This is a genomic window from Sporomusa acidovorans (assembly GCF_900101845.1).
GTDB classification, from domain to species: domain Bacteria; phylum Bacillota; class Negativicutes; order Sporomusales; family Sporomusaceae; genus Sporomusa; species Sporomusa acidovorans.
Genome location: NZ_FNAM01000009.1, coordinates 96,829 through 112,408 on the forward strand (window position 1 = coordinate 96,829; position 15,580 = coordinate 112,408).

At 46.2% G+C, this 15,580-nt stretch carries 15 protein-coding genes; 3 read left to right on the forward strand and 12 right to left on the reverse strand.

The features are described 5' to 3' along the window. Positions 1-74 precede the first annotated feature (74 nt). Together BLR65_RS08615 and BLR65_RS08620 are read right to left on the reverse strand one after the other, a co-directional pair. Complete coding sequence (locus BLR65_RS08615; RefSeq protein WP_093793785.1) at positions 75-410, reverse strand: arsenate reductase family protein; 336 nt, start codon at positions 408-410, stop codon at positions 75-77. 27 nt (positions 411-437) lie between these two features. Continuing rightward, a complete protein-coding gene (locus BLR65_RS08620; RefSeq protein WP_093793829.1) occupies positions 438-2,342 on the reverse strand; it encodes an ABC-F family ATP-binding cassette domain-containing protein in 1,905 nt (634 codons plus the stop codon). Positions 2,343-2,525: 183 nt separating this feature from the next. On the opposite strand from BLR65_RS08620, the gene BLR65_RS08625 reads away from it, so the two are divergent. Beyond that, positions 2,526-3,851 (forward strand): DEAD/DEAH box helicase, encoded by a 1,326-nt coding sequence (locus BLR65_RS08625; protein WP_093793786.1) that lies wholly within the window; start codon positions 2,526-2,528, stop codon positions 3,849-3,851. On the opposite strand, the gene BLR65_RS08630 is transcribed toward BLR65_RS08625, so the two are convergent. From BLR65_RS08630 to BLR65_RS08655, 7 genes are all read right to left on the reverse strand, one after another. Then, positions 3,852-5,864 carry a DNA topoisomerase III gene (locus BLR65_RS08630; RefSeq protein WP_093793787.1) on the reverse strand — a complete coding sequence of 671 codons (2,013 nt, stop codon included), beginning with the start codon at positions 5,862-5,864 and terminating at the stop codon, positions 3,852-3,854. Continuing rightward, positions 5,861-7,036: a DEAD/DEAH box helicase gene (locus tag BLR65_RS08635; protein WP_093793788.1), complete on the reverse strand. Its 1,176-nt coding sequence runs from the start codon at positions 7,034-7,036 to the stop codon at positions 5,861-5,863. Before BLR65_RS08635 ends, BLR65_RS08630 begins: the two co-directional genes overlap by 4 nt. Positions 7,037-7,091: 55 nt before the next feature. Then, on the reverse strand, positions 7,092-7,268 hold the full coding sequence (locus tag BLR65_RS29640) for a hypothetical protein (protein ID WP_169717020.1): 177 nt from the start codon (positions 7,266-7,268) through the stop codon (positions 7,092-7,094). A 235-nt stretch (positions 7,269-7,503) separates the two neighbouring features. Beyond that, complete coding sequence (locus tag BLR65_RS08640) at positions 7,504-8,862, reverse strand: PFL family protein (RefSeq protein WP_093793789.1); 1,359 nt, start codon at positions 8,860-8,862, stop codon at positions 7,504-7,506. 40 nt (positions 8,863-8,902) lie between these two features. After that, positions 8,903-9,172, reverse strand: coding sequence for an ACT domain-containing protein (locus BLR65_RS08645; RefSeq protein WP_093793790.1), 270 nt, complete (start codon positions 9,170-9,172; stop codon positions 8,903-8,905). Positions 9,173-9,310: 138 nt separating this feature from the next. Further along, positions 9,311-10,231 carry an NAD(P)/FAD-dependent oxidoreductase gene (locus tag BLR65_RS08650; protein WP_093793791.1) on the reverse strand — a complete coding sequence of 307 codons (921 nt, stop codon included), beginning with the start codon at positions 10,229-10,231 and terminating at the stop codon, positions 9,311-9,313. A gap of 149 nt (positions 10,232-10,380) precedes the next feature. Further along, the gene (locus BLR65_RS08655; protein WP_093793792.1) at positions 10,381-11,136 is read right to left on the reverse strand and encodes a flavin reductase; all 756 of its coding nucleotides are present in this window, start codon (positions 11,134-11,136) and stop codon (positions 10,381-10,383) included. Positions 11,137-11,334: 198 nt separating this feature from the next. On the opposite strand from BLR65_RS08655, the gene BLR65_RS08660 reads away from it, so the two are divergent. Then, positions 11,335-11,541 (forward strand): DUF896 domain-containing protein, encoded by a 207-nt coding sequence (locus BLR65_RS08660; RefSeq protein ID WP_093793793.1) that lies wholly within the window; start codon positions 11,335-11,337, stop codon positions 11,539-11,541. A gap of 47 nt (positions 11,542-11,588) precedes the next feature. Here the strand turns inward: BLR65_RS08660 and BLR65_RS08665 are convergent, their stop codons facing one another. Then, positions 11,589-11,975: a DUF1540 domain-containing protein gene (locus BLR65_RS08665; protein ID WP_093793794.1), complete on the reverse strand. Its 387-nt coding sequence runs from the start codon at positions 11,973-11,975 to the stop codon at positions 11,589-11,591. Positions 11,976-12,033: 58 nt separating this feature from the next. Further along, complete coding sequence (locus BLR65_RS08670) at positions 12,034-12,267, reverse strand: hypothetical protein (protein WP_093793795.1); 234 nt, start codon at positions 12,265-12,267, stop codon at positions 12,034-12,036. A 187-nt stretch (positions 12,268-12,454) separates the two neighbouring features. Here BLR65_RS08670 and BLR65_RS08675 point away from each other — a divergent pair, with 187 nt between their 5' ends. Then, positions 12,455-13,849, forward strand: a complete 1,395-nt coding sequence (locus tag BLR65_RS08675; protein WP_093793796.1) for a [Fe-Fe] hydrogenase large subunit C-terminal domain-containing protein — start codon at positions 12,455-12,457, stop codon at positions 13,847-13,849. 51 nt (positions 13,850-13,900) lie between these two features. Here BLR65_RS08675 and BLR65_RS08680 read toward each other — a convergent pair whose 3' ends face one another. Next, positions 13,901-15,565, reverse strand: a complete 1,665-nt coding sequence (locus BLR65_RS08680) for a nucleoside kinase (protein ID WP_093793797.1) — start codon at positions 15,563-15,565, stop codon at positions 13,901-13,903. Positions 15,566-15,580 lie beyond the last annotated feature (15 nt).

Sequence of the window (15,580 nt, forward strand, 5' to 3'; positions counted from 1 at the left end):
GATCAGTTCTTGCCTAATCACTTGCTAGGAAGCGGGATTTTCATTTTTCATTTGTTTTTACTTTGGCTATCGATTTAGCTCCAGCTACTCCAAACCTCCGGACAATACCCCACTGTCGCCTTAGCGCCGTTGCGCACAATCGGCGTCCGTAATAGGAGCGGATGCTCCAGCAGTTCTTCCTCTATGTTGTGAACCAAATATTTCAAATTGCGTTTAGCATACTCCTTGCCTGATTTGTCAATAAGATTGTCCAGGCCGCCAGCCGCTGCTCTTACCTTATCCAGTTCTCCCTTGCTTAACCCTCTAACCGTTAAATCAATAAACTGAAAAGGTATCTTGCGTTCTTTAAAATACCGTTCAGCCTTACGGGTATCCTGACATTTTTTTGTCCCCACTATTTGTATATTCATCGTCCTTCAACTAACTCCTTTATCTGCTTAGTTGTCGAATTCCGCCACCAATTCATTAAGATACGTCCAGCGGTTAAGCAACTCATCAAGTCTTGTTTCCAGTTCCTGCTGTTTTTTAGTCAGTTCCTGCAATAGTTCAAAGTCACTGCCTGCCGTATTAATCGCCGCAGTTATCTGGGCAAGTTCCTGCTCAACACCGGCAATGACATCCTCTATCTGCTCATATTCCCGCTGTTCTTTAAAAGACAGCTTACGGGGCCGTCCTTTAGGTTTATCCTGCCCGCCCTGTTTCTTAGGCGGTTCACTTTTCCTATGATCGGCCTGCTCGGCTTCCTGCATGCTGACTTTTTCCTGATAATCCGAATAATTGCCAGGGTACTGGGTAATTTTTGCTTGCCCCTCAAAGGCAAATATTTTATCAACAAGCCTGTCAAGAAAATACCGGTCATGGGAAACCACAATAACAGCACCGGGGAAATCTTCCAGATAGTCTTCCAAAATACTGAGTGTCTGTACGTCCAGATCATTGGTAGGTTCGTCCAACAAGAGTACATTGGGCGCACTCATGAGAACTCTGAGCAAAAATAAACGGCGTTTTTCCCCGCCTGACAGCTTGGCGATCTGCGTCCATTGCTGGCCGGGCGGAAAGAGAAACCGCTCTAAAAGCTGCGCTGCGCTAATGGTACCGCCATCCGCAGTAGGCAAATAATTTGCTTCCTCTTTAATATATTCGATCACGCGCAAATTTTGGTTCATTTCGGTGCTTTCCTGCGAAAAATACCCAAGCTTCACTGTCTGTCCAACCTCAACCTGCCCGCTGTCAGCAGGTAGCCTGCCGGCAATCAGGTTAAGCAAGGTGGATTTACCGCTGCCATTGGGGCCGATGATACCGACCCTGTCATTTTTAAGAACAATATAACTAAAGTTCTTAATGAGCGTTTTACCTTCATACGTTTTGGTAATATCCCTGATTTCAATAATCTTCCTTCCCAGACGGCTGGCACCGACGGCAATTTCCAACTGGGCGTCGGCCGTCAAAGGCGTCTGGGCACTAAGTTCTTCAAACCGTTCAATTCTGGCTTTTTGTTTGGTACTGCGGGCCTGTGCTCCCCGTCTTATCCAGGCGAGCTCATTGCGCAGGATATTCTGGCGTTTGCGCTCACTGGCCTCCTGCTGTTCTTCTCTTTCGGACTTAGCTGTCAAAAACGTGCTATAGTTCCCGGTATACGCATACAAATTGCCTTTATCCAACTCGATAATACGATTTGCCACTCTGTCCAGAAAATATCTGTCATGGGTAATCATCAGCAGTGCGCCTTTGCGTTTGGCCAAATATTGTTCCAGCCAAGCCACCGTATTGTTATCAATATGATTGGTAGGCTCATCCAGAATTAAAAGATCAGCAGGATTAATAAGGGCGCTGGCTAAAGCAATGCGTTTACGCTGTCCGCCCGATAGTGTGCTGACAATCGCCGTAAAATCAAAAATTCCCAGCTTGGTAAGGATGGTTTTCGCATCACTTTCCAGTTGCCAGGCATTCTGGGCATCCATTTGCTGCGTCAAGATAATGAGCCGTTTTTGACAAGCCTCATCCCCCGGACACTGCTGCCCCTGCATCAGCACCTGTTCGTACTCTTTTAACACCTTCATCACCGGTGAATGGCCTTTATAAACCTGTTCCAGCACGGTAGCATTGGCATCAAACTCAGGGTTTTGCGGTAAATACTCGATCTGTACATTATTGCCTGTCGTGATTTTACCCGCATCAGCCGGTTCTACGCCGGCAATTACCTGCAAAAAGGTCGATTTACCTGTGCCGTTGACACCAATCAGACCTATCTTATCGCCTTCGTCAATACCAAAGGTAACTTGTTTAAATAAAACTTTCTCGCCATAGCTTTTGGTCAAATTCTCGATCGATAATAAATTCATAGTACTGTCCTTTTCATGAGTTTTCTTCATTTTAACACACTTATCAGGTTTGTTGAAGAAATGCTCTTTACTTTTATGGAAAATAGTAGTATATTAGATTCTCATCTATATCGTATACCCTTAGTTTTGCTTGTGCAAACTGAAATAACAGCTCATTTATTATAGAAAAGAAAGGTGTTTTTAATGACAACCAATTTTTCAGCTCTGGGCATCCGCCCCGAACTGGCTCAATTTCTAAAACAATCCGGCATTAACCAGCCTACCCCTGTTCAGCTACAAACCATTCCGGCTATATTGGCAGGCAAAGATGTGATTGCCCAGTCGCAAACAGGTACCGGTAAAACGTTGGCCTTTTTACTGCCAATTTTAGAAAGAATCAGAAACTCAGCCCCCCATGTGCAGGCCCTAATTGTCACCCCCACCAGGGAATTGGCCCTGCAAATCAAGACCGAGGCCGCTAAGCTGGCGCAAGTGTTGTCCATCAATGTATTAGCCGTCTATGGCGGTCAGGATGTGGAGGAACAAATCCGTAAACTTCGCGGCCAGCCCCATCTCGTCATTGGTACTCCCGGCCGCCTGCTTGACCATGTACGCCGCAAAACACTGATGCTTGCGGGCGTAACCAGACTCGTGCTGGACGAGGCCGATCAAATGCTCCATATGGGCTTTTTGGAGGAAGTCGAAGAGGTGATCCGCTTGACTTCCCCCAAACGCCAGACTCTGCTGTTCTCGGCGACGCTGCCGCCCAAAGTGCGTTCACTCGCGGCACGGTATATGACCAAGCCGGCAGATATCCGCATCCAGGGTGATAATGTTACCTTAGATGAAATCAAACAGATTATCATGGAACTGCCGGAAACAGATAAACTGGACAGGCTCTGCAGCCTGGTTGATGAATACCAGCCGTATCTGGCGATCATCTTTTGCCATACCAAGGAACGTGCCAAAGCACTCAATACCGCCCTGCTGCAGCGCGGTTACAAAACAGACGAACTGCACGGCGATTTATCGCAGGCCAAACGCGCCCAGGTTATGAAGCGTTTTAGCGAGGCCAAATTGCAGCTTCTGGTTGCCACTGATATTGCCGCCCGGGGCCTCGATATCGAAGGCGTTACCCATGTCTTCAGTTACGATATTCCCCATGACACCGAAAGCTATATCCACCGCATCGGCCGGACCGGCCGGGCCGGGGAAACCGGAACAGCCATTACCTTTGTCAGCCCCGGTGAACAAATGTATCTGCGGTTAATTGAGCGGGGCATCGGTTCAACAATTGAAAAATATAAAGCCAACGGGCAAAAGGTAATTAAAAATGTCAGCAAAAAAGAAAAACCTACCGGACTAAATAAAGTTTCGGAAAAGGCAATAGCCGGTAAAAATCTGTCTGATAAAAAAGCTTCACGTCATGGCGGCAATAATTTAAGAAGCCGCCGCAAGCCAAAAGCTGCCGGCGAAACAAGCGGCGGCAAAACTTATCGTGGTAAGCGGCAACCGAAGGGCAAGGCCTAATCAGCCTTGCCCTTGTTGCCGTACCGTCGGTGCCGGTATGTCCGGTTTATTATTTTTATCATCAAAGGAAGCCCGGCAGGCCGGATAGCGCGAACAGCCCCAAAACTTGCCATGCTTGCCGTTTCTCAGTTGCAGCACCCCTTTGCGGCAGCGCGGGCAGGGATGATCACCTTTAAGCGGAATACTCATGCGTTTGGCTTTACTGCAAAGGCTGGCCGTAAACCGGGCTTGCTGCAGCAGGAATGTATCCAGGCTGGCGTTGCCATCAGCCATCTGATGCAGAATATCTTCCCATAATGCGGTAAAATCAGGGTAAGTAATCTCTTCCGGCAATATGTCCACCAGCAAATACGCCGGTTCTGTCGGTTTCAAATATTTCCGTTTAGTTTCTTCCCGCAAAAAGCCGCGCTCGATTAATTCCTTGATAATCGTGGCGCGAGTAGCCTCGGTACCGATACCGGCCACATCTTTAAGCTGTTTTTTTAAATCAGGATTTTTTACATATTTATGGATTTCCTTCATCGCGGCCAACAAGGTTGCCGCCGTAAACCGCCCTGGCGGCTTAGTTGATTTCTTTTCAGCCGAGGCCTTGACAAAGCGCGGCTGATCACCCTTAACCATAGCTGGCAGCATTGAGCTGTCTTCTTCTTTTTTTTCTTCCGTATCGGCGCTATAGATTTCTTTCCAGCCTAATTCCTTAACAATCCGGCCATTGGCTATGAATGCTTCAGCCGCATACTTAAGTTCAGCCCGGGTCTGGTCATAAACATGCACAGGATAAAATTGGGCGATATACGCCTGCGCAATAAGGAAATAAATGTTTCTTTCCGTCTCGCTTAAGCCGGCGAAATTACAGCGTACTACCGTCGGTATGATGGCATGGTGAGCGGTAATTTTTTTGTCATTCCAGGCACGGCTGACAATAGCAGTATCGGCTTTGGCCGCCCAGCCGGCCAGTTCATTCTGGGCAAGATTGCTCAGATTAGCAATAATGACACCGGTATCCTCCTGCTGCGATTCCGGCAAAAATTCACAGTCAGAACGCGGGTAGCTGGTCAGCTTACGCTCATAAAGTTTTTGCGCCGTATCCAGCACTCCCTGCGGGTCATAGCCAAATTTTTTGCCGGCCATGACCTGCAGGGTCGAAAGCGACAGCGGCAAGCGCTGCAGTTCTCTTTTTTCGGTGGTTTCGCAGGAAATAACCGTCGCCGGCTCGTTAGACGTCTGCAGCCTGGAAAACAATTCCTTGGCAATGGTTTTATCCGCCAGCCGTCCTTCGGCATCAAGCCCCGGCTGTTCCTCCTGCGGCTTCCAATAAGCGGTAAAAACCGTGCCATCCTGATCAAAATCAGCCTTAACGGTAAAATACTTAACTTGTTTGAAGTTCTCTATCTCCCGTTCCCGGCGGACGACAAGCGCGAGAGTCGGCGTCTTGACCCGGCCAACCGGCAAGGTTGTCCGGTGTCCCGCCTGCTGAGCAGCCAGTGTATAAGCCCGCGACAAATTCATGCCAATCAGCCAGTCGGCCCGCGATCTGGCCAGTGCTGATTCCTTTAAGTTCTGAAAATCTCTGTTATCCCGCAGGCTGGCAATCGCTTTTTTTATGCTCTGTTCATCCAATGCATTGAGTAAAATCCGGCGAACCGGTTTTTGATTATGCACATAGTCCAGTACTTCATCAATAAGCAGCTGGCCTTCCCGGTCAGGGTCACCGGCATGAATGATTTCCGTAGCCTGGTCAATCAGGCTTTTGACAACCTCAAACTGTTTTTTACAGGAATCGGCCACTAATAGCTTCCAGCTTTGCGGTATAATCGGTAAATCCTCCGCCCGCCATTTTTGGTACTTGGGATCATATTCATCCGGCTCCGCCTGGCGGAGAATATGCCCATAACCCCAGGTAATGACTCCGTCGCCGGTGGTAATGTACCCATCCTTGCGGCTTACCGGCCCGGGAAGACACTTGGCAATCTCCGCTGCCATGCTGGGTTTTTCAGCAATATATAACTTCACTTAATCCTAACTCCTGACTTTTTTCCTGCTTTCTTATCAAAAACTTTGCCATAAGCCAATTGCTTTGGTTGTATTTTTATCCTTAAAGATTTTTCGTAATGGGGTATTAGCGCCGCCTCCCGTGGTGTGACCAGTGAAATCGCAATCCCGCTTTTTCCCGCCCGGCCGGTACGCCCGGCCCGATGTAAATAAACGGCCGGATCTTCCGGCAAGTCTAAATTAATAATAAAGTCGATACCCGGGATATCCAGCCCCCGCGCCGCCAAATCAGAAGCTACCAGCAGCTTAAGTCTGCCGCTGCGAAACCCCTCCATAGCCTTTTTCCGGTCCTCTTTTACAAACCGGCCATGAATGCCGGCCGCAGACAAGCTATGATACTTAAGTTTGTCCACTGTCAGTTCAACATCGTCACTACGGTTAATAAAAACCAGCGCTCTGTCAATCGGAATGGTATGCACAATCTTGCGCAGCAATTCAAATTTATCCCGCTGTTCGCTGACAAAATAGATGTGTGTGATATCAGGCTTACTATCGGCCTCATCCTGTGACAATAAGATTTCAACAGAGTCATTCATCAGCGCTGTGACACGTTCAAGCGCCGCCCGCGGCACTGTCGCGGAAAAGGCCAAAAGCTGCCTGTCCTTTTGCGTGGTCTTGATAACAGCTTTAACACTGTCACCATTTTTATCATCAAGCAACCGGTCCACTTCATCAAGAATAATCGTCTTAACTGTTTGGCTGTTTATCTTCTTTTTCTGCACCAATTCAAGAATCCGTCCGCTCGAACCGGTAATTATATGCGGTTTTTCCTTGAGTTTTTCAATCTGCCGCATAATATTAACATCACCAATGATGGGGGCTGCCGTTACGGCCAGGCCGGCATGTTCCGCCAGCAATTCAATCTGTCGCAGAATCTGTATGGCAAGTTCGTGAGTCGGCGCGAGAATAAAGGCCTGTGTCTCACGTTTGTTCGTATCTAACTTCTGAAAGAGCGGCAATAGGTAGGCCAGGGTTTTTCCTGTACCGGTGGGCGATTGACCGATAAGGTCTTTGCCTGCCAGAACTGGCGGTATCACCTTGGTTTGTATCGTTGTGGGCTTTGTTATCCCGGTCTTGGCAAGCCCCTGCACCAGGGATGGCGTTAAGCCCAGTTCGCAAAAATCTTTCTTCATAAAGTAATAATCAGCCTCCCTGTATTATTTCGGTTTTACTTCCTGGAACACCTGATCAACAATCGCCTGGTTGCCGTTTCTTATCAATTTCGGTTACAATATCAATAGCTGTTGATTTTACATCAATAGCCAAGTTAACTTTTCCTAAATTTTCTTTTTGCAGCAAGCCTATTTCTTTTACAAGAACTTTGAGCCTGGCAAGTGTATGACCTAGGTCAATATCCGGTTCCATAGATTCACCCCATTTACATTATGTCCTTTTTTAGTATATCATGGCCTAATTCAACACCAAAATGTTCAATACCTTTAATTCGAAAATGCTGACCCATAATTCAATGTTTTAAGACCGTTTTCCTATAAAAACTAAGAGGCGAGATTGCTTTCTTCCGGCTCGTAGGTCAGGAAACTTTGCTGTACCTGCCACTACGAACAAGAATCTGGCAATCTCGCCTTTTTGTCATTGCCTGTTAATTGGTCAAACTGCGAATCGGCGCCGGGATTCTCCCCCCCCGGGCAATAAAGTCGTCTGATTTAAATTTGCTTACAGGCAGTATCGGACTATAGCCAAGCAATCCGCCAAATTCAACAGTATCCCCTACGTTTTTACCAGGTACGGGAATAACTCTCACTGCCGTCGTCTTGTTATTGATCATGCCGATAGCCGCCTCATCGGCAATAATAGCCGCTATGGTGGCTGCCGAAGTATCACCGGGAATAGCGATCATATCAAGGCCAACCGAGCAAACACAGGTCATGGCCTCCAATTTTTCCAAAGACAGGCTGCCGCGTTCCACTGCGGCAATCATACCGGCATCTTCGCTAACCGGAATAAACGCTCCGCTCAGACCGCCCACATGCGAAGAAGCCATCAAACCGCCTTTTTTAACAGCATCGTTCAAGAGGGCTAATGCCGCCGTCGTACCGGGTGCGCCACAGCTCTCCAATCCCATTTCTTCGAGAATATGGGCTACACTGTCGCCTACCGCAGGTGTCGGTGCCAATGATAAATCAATAATACCGAAAGGATAACCAAGCCGTCTGGATGCTTCCCGCGCCACCAATTGACCAACACGGGTGATTTTGAAAGCAGTGCGTTTTATAGTTTCGGCTACTGCACTGAAATCACGCCCCCGTACATCTTCTAATGCCCGTTTGACCACGCCCGGCCCGCTTACGCCCACATGAATAGCAACCTCCGGTTCACCAACTCCGTGGAAAGCACCGGCCATAAAGGGGTTGTCCTCAGGCACATTAGCAAACACCACCAGTTTGGCGCACCCCAAAGCATCTCTGTCCTTGGTGCGTTCGGCGGTAAGCTTGATGACTTCGCCCATTTCCCGGACGCAGTCCATATTAATACCGGCTTTGGTGGAACCTAAATTGACTGAGGAACATACCCGTTCCGTTACATCTAACGCCTCAGGAATGGAGCGAATCAAAATGCGGTCTCCGTTGGTAAATCCTTTTTCCACAAGCGCTGAAAAACCGCCGATAAAGTTCACGCCTACTTCCTTGGCGGCAGCATCAAGCGCCTTGGCTACTTCGACATAGCTATCGGCACGGCAGCTTTCGGCGGCAATGGCAATCGGCGTTACCGAAATACGTTTATTGATAATGGGAATACCGTATTCTGCTTCAATATCTTCCCCTGTTTTGACCAACTTTTCTGCAGTACGGGTAATTTTGTCATAGATATTTTGACAAAAGTTCTTCATATCCGGATGACCGCAATCCCGTAAACTAATGCCCATCGTAATTGTCCGGATATCAAGCTTGTTTTCTTCAATCATGCGATTCGTTTCATGAACGTCCTTTATTGTAAACATATGTATAGCCTCCAAGTTTAAGACTCATTAGCAAGAATAGTTATACGCGGTGCATTACATTAAAAATATCTTCATGCTGCACTTTTATATCAAGACCCATGGCAGTCCCTTTTTCTCCAAGCAGTTGACCTAAATCCTTTAGACTAATAATAGATTGCGACATATCGACCAGCATGACCATGTTAAAAAAACCTTCCAGGATATTCTGGTTGATATTAAGGATATTAATATTATTCTCAGCCAAAATGTTACTGACCATGGCAATGATGCCTACCCTATCCCGCCCGACAATTGTTATAACAGTTTTCATATCATCACGCTCCAAAAATTTCTATTATCTGTTTACAGGTATGATAATATTATACTCAATTTTAAGGAAAAGCCAAGTGTATGTAAAGAAAAAACACCTGCCACGCACAGCAGGTGTCAATTTGTCCGCTGACTACATTCATTTTATCCCGTGTTTATGCAGTAAGTATTCATACGCAACCATTGCCGCCTTTGCGCCGTCACCAGCCGCAATAACAATTTGTTTGTCAGGACCGTTGGCCACATCACCGGCAGCAAACAACCCCGGAATATTAGTACGCGTACGGCAGTCGGTAACTACCTCACGGTATTTGTTAAACGCCAGTATGTCCTGACAAAATTCAGAGTTCGGCAATAAACCAATTTCCACAAATACTCCCTGGATGGCAAGCTCGGTTTGCGCCTTAGTCTCATTGTTGCTGATTATAAGTGACTCTACGGCCTCGCTTCCTTTGATTTCAGTCGTTGTGTAACCGCTGAATTCAATAACAGGTTTAGTTAACTCCCTAAGTCTTTCAATAACAATGGGGTCAGCGTTATAGCCATGCAAGGATATAAGATAAACCTTTTCCGCCACGCCGCTAAGTTCAATGGCAGCCTGCAAGGCGGAGTTGCCGCCGCCAACCACAGCTACATGCTTGCCGGCATAGAGAGGTCCGTCACAAGTAGCGCAAAAGCTGACTCCTCTGCCAATAAATTCAGCTTCCCCCGGCACTTCCAAGCGGCGTGGCCGTTTTCCCGAAGCGACAATAACGGCTTGGGCCTGATACTTACCACCATCACTGATTACATGAAAAGTTCCGTCCGTGCCCTGAGTTAACCCGGTAACTTCTTCATATTTAATGTCGATAGGGAACTTTCTTACCTGCTCATCAAACTTTTCCATAAGCTCCGGTCCGGTAATAAACTGATAGCCCATATAATTCTCAATATCCATAGTCCACATGGGTTGACCGCCAAATTCTTTTGTCAACATAAGTGCCTTCAATCTTTTACGCGCTGTGTACACAGCGGCTGTCATGCCGGCAGGGCCTCCGCCAATAATGATTAAATCATACAAAGCTATTCACCCTCACAATCGTATTTGCTTTTGACAACGCGTTAAATTTTTGCAGGCAATTTATACCTCAGTCAAAGAGATTCTAGGAAGCCAACACGTATACTATGCCTGCTGCCTGCTGCGTTTTAGATGTACGCTATATAATCTCATCATTTTTTGCTTCTATAAAGACTATATGTCAGTACTTCGTCGTTTGCCACCATTCTGCCGGCAGTTACATCGGCAATAAATAACGTATGTGATCCTACATCTACCGTCTTGTCTGGCAAAACCTTCGCTTCCACATAAGCAAGACAGTCTTTCAGTATGGGGCAGCCGTTTTGTCCGGGAATATATTCAACATTAGCGAATTTATCCACATTTCGTCCTGATTGGTAACCAAATTGCCGAACAGCCTCCATTTGTTCCGTGCCCAGCATCGACACGGCAAAAATACCACTGCTCATTAGATAGTCATGCGTAAGATTCCTTTTATTAAGACATACTGAAATACGCAACGGTTTACTGGTTAATTGAAACACCGTATTACAACATTGTCCGTTGATGTTGTTATCTTTAACGGAAGTGACGACATAAAGACCATAACTTATTTTGTCCAAGGCCGAGTTGACGGTATCAAGTCCGGCTGTTAGCACGGCCTGATCCGTCAGTGCCACATTATCATCCAGTAACAATACAAATTGTTCGGCACCAACACCGCACAGCGGGCATTTGGCAGGCGGCGTATCCCCCGTATGTACGTAGTCACATACCGTGCATTTCCAACGCTTAGCTTTCTTTTGCTCCATCACATTTTCTGCATAGGCAACAAATTCCTCAGCGCCAACACCGCAAATTGGGCATTCATTCGGTGGTTCCTTTCCTTCATGGATATACCCGCATACCTTACAACGCCATTTAGTCATATTCTTTCTCGCTCCTATAAAAAAATTTTAAAAATAATTATCTTTTAATTATTATTTTCATTCCTGCTTGCACATTTGTCAATAATTTGCTAGTATTTTTTATAAATAGTTTATAAATATATTTTTATACAGGAAATCCAACAAAATTTTTTATTTCCTGATTCGTTTAAACAGACAAAAAAAGTGAGGGATTGCTTAATGATAACTCCAGAATTAATTGCCAGAATAAACGCTTTGGCCAAAAAAAGCCGCGAGGTTGGTCTTACCGATGAAGAACGCTCTGAACAGGCTGAGCTTCGCCGCCTTTATATTGATCATATAAAAGCACAGGTAAAGGCTCAGCTTGACTGCATTGAAATTGTTGACCATGATGAAAACTGTGATTGCGGCTGCCATAAACACTAAACAGATAACGCCAGAGCCAACCGCTCCGGCGTTATCTATTGAAAAAATTATCTGTTATTTTCAAAAGTATCACAGTCAGTATCCGCTGTCTTGGAAGCATTCGGACCGGCGACATGAATATGTTCCGCATTGCAATAATTGCCCGTTTGCCAAAACTTGCAATTATTGACAAAACATTCTACTGCCGGAGTGATCTGCGTACCTTCCATGAAGGCCGCTGATACCGTTCCTCCAATGTTGGCATTATGCAAAGCGCCAACCATATCACCCATTGTTTTACGGTGATGAAAAGCGCGGCACAGAGTATCCTGCGGCTTGGCCGATGTTCCTTTCATGGCATCATTATACACACTGATTTTGGCGGCCATGCATTGATCTCCGGGCATATAATGGGTACATTGATCAACAGTGCATTTAACTATTGGATTGGACATAAGGTTATTCACTCCTTTATTTTTTGTTAGTATCTGCCCAAATTCGCCTTTTATACCCTTATATTGCCACCAACGCCAACGCCATCCGGGTATCATACGCACAAACTGGACAATAGATTACATGCAAACAATAATCTTCTGATTGAAGAGGCAGGGATTCTTTATCCATATAGGGACTATAGGGTCCCAGATAATTGCTAATCGAACCGCCGTCAACCATTTTTCCTCCACAGTAGGGGCATGTTTCGACAATTGCCTGCAGGGCATTGCACAACGGACAAACTTTTTCCATGGGTCTCACCTCATAGTTTAGTTTGTTCGCGCAATCAGACATTCATCCATTTACGCTTCCTTTACCATGTCTCTTCAACAATAAGCCAAAATGCTATACTACAAAAATAAAAATTACATAAACTAACCAGACAGAACCGTATCCATATAGAGTAGCAAAAAATATATATTTACAGGTGATAATAAATATGGCAAAAAACAACCCTCCTGATCTCAATATTCGTCCAAGAATCCTGTATCAAGTGGCAAAAGCCGCCTGGGAAGGCCAGTTATTTGAACGTAAAGAAGAAATATGTCATTTATTACAGCGGGAGTTTGAAGATAAGGCAACGCGCCGCCTTGTCGCCAACCAAATTCGTTTGGCCATGGGGCTGGAGCCTAATAATTCCGAAGAAGTAATTAATGAGTATGACGAAGAGGCTCTCATGGGCATGGGCAGTGAACCGGCTGCGATCAGCAACCTGCAGATTTATGAAAATTGCCAGGGCACTGCCTGCGAAACCCACTGCCCGCTTAGCACAATCACCCGGGACGAACTGGGACAGGCCTCCATTGACAAAAATCAATGCAAAACAGACGACCAATGCGCCCAGGCCTGCAGGTTTGATAATTTGACAGACAAGTCCCAGTTTGTTCCGCTCATCAATTTACTGCGTCAAAATACACACAAAGTATACGCATCGGTAGCTCCTGCCTTTGCCGGTCAATTTGGAGCGGAAGTAACAGCCGGTAAATTGCGAAGCGCCCTGTTAAAATTGGGGTTCAGTGAAATGGTAGAAACAGCTTTATACGCCGATTTGGTTACCATCAAGGAAGCCTTTGAGTACAATGAGCATGTCAAGGGTGAACACGACTTTTTAATCACAAGCTGCTGCTGCCCGATCTGGATCAAATTAATTGAAAACAAATTTCCTGATTTAATGGTTCATATATCACCATCCGTATCACCAATGATCGCTTCCGGACGGGTAATCAAAGAACTTGAACCTGACGCCAAAGTGGTTTTCATTGGTCCCTGTATTGCCAAGAAGTCAGAAGCACAACTGCCTGATCTTAAAGGCGCTATCGACTTTGTTTTAACATTCCAGGAACTTGCTACGATCCTCGAAGCGGCAACTATCAACCCGGCGTCAGAACCGGATGAAGAAAATCCGGTAGCTTCCTGGGGTGGCCGGATATATGCCCGGACAGGCGGCGTCAGCGCCGCCGTAGGCATGACACTGGAAAAACTAATTCCCCGCCGGGCGGAAAAGTTTAATCCCATTAAGGTGGATGGCATTCCTGATTGCACGAAACTCCTGGAAGATATCCGCGCAGGCAAATTAAAGGCCAATTTTATCGAGGGGATGGCTTGTAAGGGCGGCTGCGTAGGCGGCCCCGGACGGCTTCTGCCCCCCGAAGAGGGAACTGCCCGGGTAAACGATTATGGTAATGCCGCGCCAGCCCATACACCTGTCGAAAATCCTCAGGTTTATTCAATTCTGGCCAAACTTGGCCATTATCATGATATGCCCGCTATGACTGGTACAAGCAAAATGGCGACCATCCTCGCCCGTAAACTTAACCCTGCACCCCCAAAATAAAAGCGAAAAGCCAAAGCCCCTGTCCGTAAATAACGGACAGGGGCTTACAATTTAATGCTTATCAAAACAGGACTTGCCGATAAACTCGCGTAATATAGAGTTGTGAGGGATTTCATCATCATCTACTGATTTAAAATACTCCAGGAAGTTAAGCAACCGGCGCGCTTCCGAATACTCAGGCTCTTTCCGGGTGACTCTTTCCAAAAGGGGCTCAGCGTATTTTTTAAGTACGGCCAATTCATAAATAAGAGCTGAATTAAACATGAGGTCGGCTTGTTCCTGGAAGGGAAAGATGTTGCGTTCCTCGCCCCTTCGCACTGAATTCCACATTTTAAGAGTCATTAACGCGTCATGTGAGCGGAACTGGCTATCCCGAACAATGCGGCGAATAAGCCGGGCATCTGTCGTTGGGATACGGTTATGACTATCTATGGATAGTTGTGTTAACGCACTAATATAAATTTTGATTTTACAATGCCGGGGAACGGCACTTGTCAAACGTTCATTAAGGCCATGAATGCCTTCAATGATTAAAGGCTGGCCTTTATCCACTTTAATCCGGTGGCCCCGGTATTCCCGTTGTCCTGTTTTAAAATTAAAGGTAGGCATCTCAACTTCTTCCCCGGCTAAGATTCGGGCCAAATGAGAGTTAAATAATTCTAAGTCAATGGCTTCAATAGCTTCAAAATCATAGTCTCCATTTTCATCAAGCGGTGTATTATTACGATCAACAAAGTAATCATCCAGAGAAACAGGTACAGGCCACACGCCATTTACTCTTAACTGAATATTGAGACGCTGGGCAAAGGTTGTTTTCCCTGAGGAAGAAGGTCCAGCTACTAAAATCACACGGACTTCGTTACGGTGCGCGGAAACAAAATCGGCAATTTGCGCAATTTTTTTCTCGTGCAATGCTTCCGCTACCCGGATAATATCTCGGATCCCCCCTGTTTTCGTGCGTTCATTAAGAGTAGCCACATAACCGCAACGCAAGATATTGCCCCATTCTGCCCCTTCCTGAAACACTTTAAATAACTTTGGATTTTCGTTAAATTCGGGCAATTTATCCGGACTTTCCTTTTCAGGCAACCGTAAAATAATTCCCGGCGGATAATATTTAAGCTCGAATACTTTCAAATACCCGGTAGACGGCGTCATTGTCCCGTATAAGTAATCATACACCTGACCGCAATAATAAATACTTACCTGCTCCCTGCCAATCTGCTCTAGCAGGCTGACTTTTTCGGTACGGCCGGCGGCCTTAAACAGCTCGATGGCTTCCGTTTTTAACAGTACTTTGCGAACTATCGGGCGATCTTCGGCAATGATCTGCCGCATGTGCTTCCCTAACTGGACAATATCCTCCGGTGTCACATCCCGTCCATGGTGCAGTTCACAGTATAACCCTTTACTCAAAGAGTGCTCCACCGTCACTTCACAACCGGGAAATAGTTCCTGTGCAGCTACAATCATAACCAGAGTCATGCTGCGCTGATAAACCTTCATCCCGGCATCGCTGCGGAGATCAATAAAATCAACTGTACTATCCTGCTCTAACACAATTTGCAAATCTCTAATTTCATTGTTCACTTTTGCGGCCACTACCGGTGTTGTGTACCTATGGGCGGCATCCCGGCTCAATTCCAGTAATGTAACGCCTTTGTCATGCTCCTCGGTACGGCCATTAGAAAAAGTAATTACTATTTTCTCTGACACCTAAAAGGCCTCCTT

What these genes read in the sequence shown, in the direction of transcription:
- BLR65_RS08615 (WP_093793785.1), bottom strand. Translation starts at nt 410, where the DNA reads ATGAATATACAAATAGTGGGGACAAAAAAATGTCAGGATACCCGTAAG.
- BLR65_RS08620 (WP_093793829.1), bottom strand. Translation starts at nt 2,342, where the DNA reads ATGAATTTATTATCGATCGAGAATTTGACCAAAAGCTATGGCGAGAAA.
- BLR65_RS08625 (WP_093793786.1), top strand. Translation starts at nt 2,526, where the DNA reads ATGACAACCAATTTTTCAGCTCTGGGCATCCGCCCCGAACTGGCTCAA.
- BLR65_RS08635 (WP_093793788.1), bottom strand. Translation starts at nt 7,036, where the DNA reads ATGAAGAAAGATTTTTGCGAACTGGGCTTAACGCCATCCCTGGTGCAG.
- BLR65_RS29640 (WP_169717020.1), bottom strand. Translation starts at nt 7,268, where the DNA reads ATGGAACCGGATATTGACCTAGGTCATACACTTGCCAGGCTCAAAGTT.
- BLR65_RS08640 (WP_093793789.1), bottom strand. Translation starts at nt 8,862, where the DNA reads ATGTTTACAATAAAGGACGTTCATGAAACGAATCGCATGATTGAAGAA.
- BLR65_RS08645 (WP_093793790.1), bottom strand. Translation starts at nt 9,172, where the DNA reads ATGAAAACTGTTATAACAATTGTCGGGCGGGATAGGGTAGGCATCATT.
- BLR65_RS08655 (WP_093793792.1), bottom strand. Translation starts at nt 11,136, where the DNA reads ATGACTAAATGGCGTTGTAAGGTATGCGGGTATATCCATGAAGGAAAG.
- BLR65_RS08660 (WP_093793793.1), top strand. Translation starts at nt 11,335, where the DNA reads ATGATAACTCCAGAATTAATTGCCAGAATAAACGCTTTGGCCAAAAAA.
- BLR65_RS08665 (WP_093793794.1), bottom strand. Translation starts at nt 11,975, where the DNA reads ATGTCCAATCCAATAGTTAAATGCACTGTTGATCAATGTACCCATTAT.
- BLR65_RS08670 (WP_093793795.1), bottom strand. Translation starts at nt 12,267, where the DNA reads ATGGAAAAAGTTTGTCCGTTGTGCAATGCCCTGCAGGCAATTGTCGAA.
- BLR65_RS08675 (WP_093793796.1), top strand. Translation starts at nt 12,455, where the DNA reads ATGGCAAAAAACAACCCTCCTGATCTCAATATTCGTCCAAGAATCCTG.